3 protein-coding genes are annotated in these 2464 nt (G+C 32.1%); 2 read left to right on the top strand and 1 reads right to left on the bottom strand.

The features are described from left to right. Both RB298_RS05150 and RB298_RS05145 read left to right on the top strand, forming a co-directional pair. Nucleotides 1-721: alpha/beta fold hydrolase (locus RB298_RS05150; protein ID WP_486046213.1), on the top strand; the 721-nt coding region annotated here is incomplete at its 5' end. A 244-nt stretch (nt 722-965) separates the two neighbouring features. Further along, nucleotides 966-1631, top strand: coding sequence for a hypothetical protein (locus RB298_RS05145; RefSeq protein WP_486046211.1), 666 nt, complete (start codon nt 966-968; stop codon nt 1629-1631). A 282-nt stretch (nt 1632-1913) separates the two neighbouring features. On the opposite strand, the gene RB298_RS05140 is transcribed toward RB298_RS05145, so the two are convergent. Beyond that, nucleotides 1914-2285 carry a Ger(x)C family spore germination C-terminal domain-containing protein gene (locus RB298_RS05140; RefSeq protein WP_486046209.1) on the bottom strand — a complete coding sequence of 124 codons (372 nt, stop codon included), beginning with the start codon at nt 2283-2285 and terminating at the stop codon, nt 1914-1916. Nucleotides 2286-2464: the final 179 nt, after the last annotated feature.

The following is a 2464-nucleotide window of genomic DNA, read 5'->3' as shown; positions in this document are numbered from 1 at the left end:
GACTTATTTTTTCATTGGTCTCGTTGCAATAATCATAGTAGGTTTTCTTGGTTTCTTTACATGGTCACAACAAACGTATGAACCATCTCAAAAGCTTTATACACTCATGAATAAAAAGGACATTAAGTATGAAAAAGATTGGGTTATTTTCAACTCAAAAAATAATAATCAAGTGGGAATTGTTTTGTATCCTGGGGCAAAAGTAGAACCGGAAGCGTACAGCTACTTCGGTAAACAATTAGCAAAGCAAGGTTATTTAGTGGCTATACCTAATGTGAACTTTAACTTTGCATTATTTGACTCTAACAAAGCACAGGAGATAATAAATACCCACTCCTCTATCCAAAAATGGGTCGTAGGTGGTCATTCATTAGGAGGAGTTACTGCATCTAAGTTTGCTTATAATCACCCTAAAGAAATTGATGGGGTGTTCTTTTTAGGTTCTTATCCAGATGAAGGAACTGATTTCTCAAATAAGAACCTTCCTATACTTTCAATTTATGGTGAAAAAGATGGTTTATCAACTGTAGAAAAAATTGAAGATACAAAGCACTTATTATCCCAAAAAACAACCATGCATGAAATAAAAGGTGGTAACCATGGTCAATTTGGCATTTATGGAGCACAGAAGGGTGACTCTAAACCATCTATATCTGTAAAGAAACAACAGGACGAAATGGTTAGTGTTACTTCAACATGGCTAAAAGAAAATATTAACTAATTAACGGTTTTTTATAAGAAAATTTTGTTGAAGGGTGACTTTTATGAGTTCAATAGATCTTTTAATCAAAGCCTTAAGAGCAAAAAACATTCCAGTTCAAAAGGTAAAAGTGAAAAATAGTACGCGCGATGAGTGGAAGAGTTGCCGATTACTCGATGAACAAAATCAATGGTTGAATGTGACATCAAAATAAATTATGAGACTGAGCTCTAAGTGTTCGTTTAACTAATTAAGGGGGAAAAAAGTGATTGATACAATACTCTATTTTCTGTTTAGTATTTGCTATTTAACGTTGCTGATTTTAAGCATAAAGCTTATTAAAAAAAGAAATGTATCCTTTTATATGGTATTTCTACCTCTTGTAATAGTTGGTTTGATTTACGATAATATCATTATTTCTCTGGTATCATTTATTGGGGAAGGTAATGTACTCCTTCTTCTTAGTATGTTTCGCTTTTGGTTCCATGCTTTATTCACGCCTACTCTTTTACTTTTTGCTTATGGAGCAGCTAAACAATCTAGCCTTCAATGGGCTAACAAATTTATATTCAAAATTATCTTCCTAATGAGTACACTTGCTCTTATTAGTTATGAGATTATACAAACGATTAATAAAAATCCGGAGATACTACGCGAGTATGGCATTGTTCGATATACTCTTGTAGGAGCCTCTGGCCCACCTTTGATGGTTATTATTGTGGCATTCATTTTACTTGTTGTTGGAGTTTCTCTCTATCGCAAAACACGATGGAACATAATGATGATTGGAGTAGCTCTTATGGTTGTAGGAAGTGCTATACCATTTAACCTTCCAAGTACAGCTGTCATAAATATATTTGAGTTGTTTTTTATCTTTTCTTTATTCTTAACTCAGCGTTATGTTACTTTTTCAACACATTATAAAGATTAAACTAATGCTTTTTATTCTTATAAGATACTCCACTTAACAAAATCTTTATATTGCTTAGGTAACAGAGTAACAATTCTTTAGATACTGTGTAGGTGCTGTTGGGAGCTTACCTGTCCAATCGAAAAATAAAAAAGAAATCCTACTGCATTAGAAAATGGGTGAATGATAATACAATATATTCTCGTTTGAGACTTCTGATATGAATATGAATAAGCCTCCTATTTAGGAGGCTTATTCATATTCATATCAGTGTTACATCGTTATTCTCTTGATTGTATTACTTTATTTAACGATACCGTACCGAACAATTTCTACTTCTACTTTTGATTCAAATTTTACGTTTCTAAAATAGCTTGCTTTATCTTTTTTTAACCAGGACCCATGGTGAAAAGCAATTAGTCTCCTTCCAATACCAAAAGCATCACAATTAGCTTCTTGCAATTTGTGGACTACTTCTTCTGCTTCATTAGTGAATTTTTTTGATAGTTCTTTATTTAGTTGATTAAGTTTCTTAGGTACATTTCCTATAGGAAATTCTTCTACTGCTAATTCTAAATGTAGGTTTAGATTAACAAAAACATTTCCATCTTTGTCCATAGAGACATTTAGTTTTCGTTTCATATTATTAACATTCAGAGAAATAAAATTTGTCATCTTAGACTCATTATTGTTTATATTTTATGTAAAACGTGCGTATTTTCCTCTCTTATTATTTAATAAAAGAAAAAGTGTGGATTCTCCTTGGGATAGTGTTCCTGTTAATGTTCTGTCATTAAATAATGCTAGACCTTCCACGTCAGTAGTTGTACCATTATGGCCTATTTTTAATAAGG

Origin of the sequence: Priestia sp. BR_2, from assembly GCF_041954005.1 — a bacterium.
GTDB lineage: Bacteria > Bacillota > Bacilli > Paenibacillales > Paenibacillaceae > Paenibacillus_AQ > Paenibacillus_AQ lautus_A.
The sequence above is the reverse complement of the archived record's forward strand: the minus strand, read 5'-3'. Positions and strand labels throughout refer to the sequence as shown.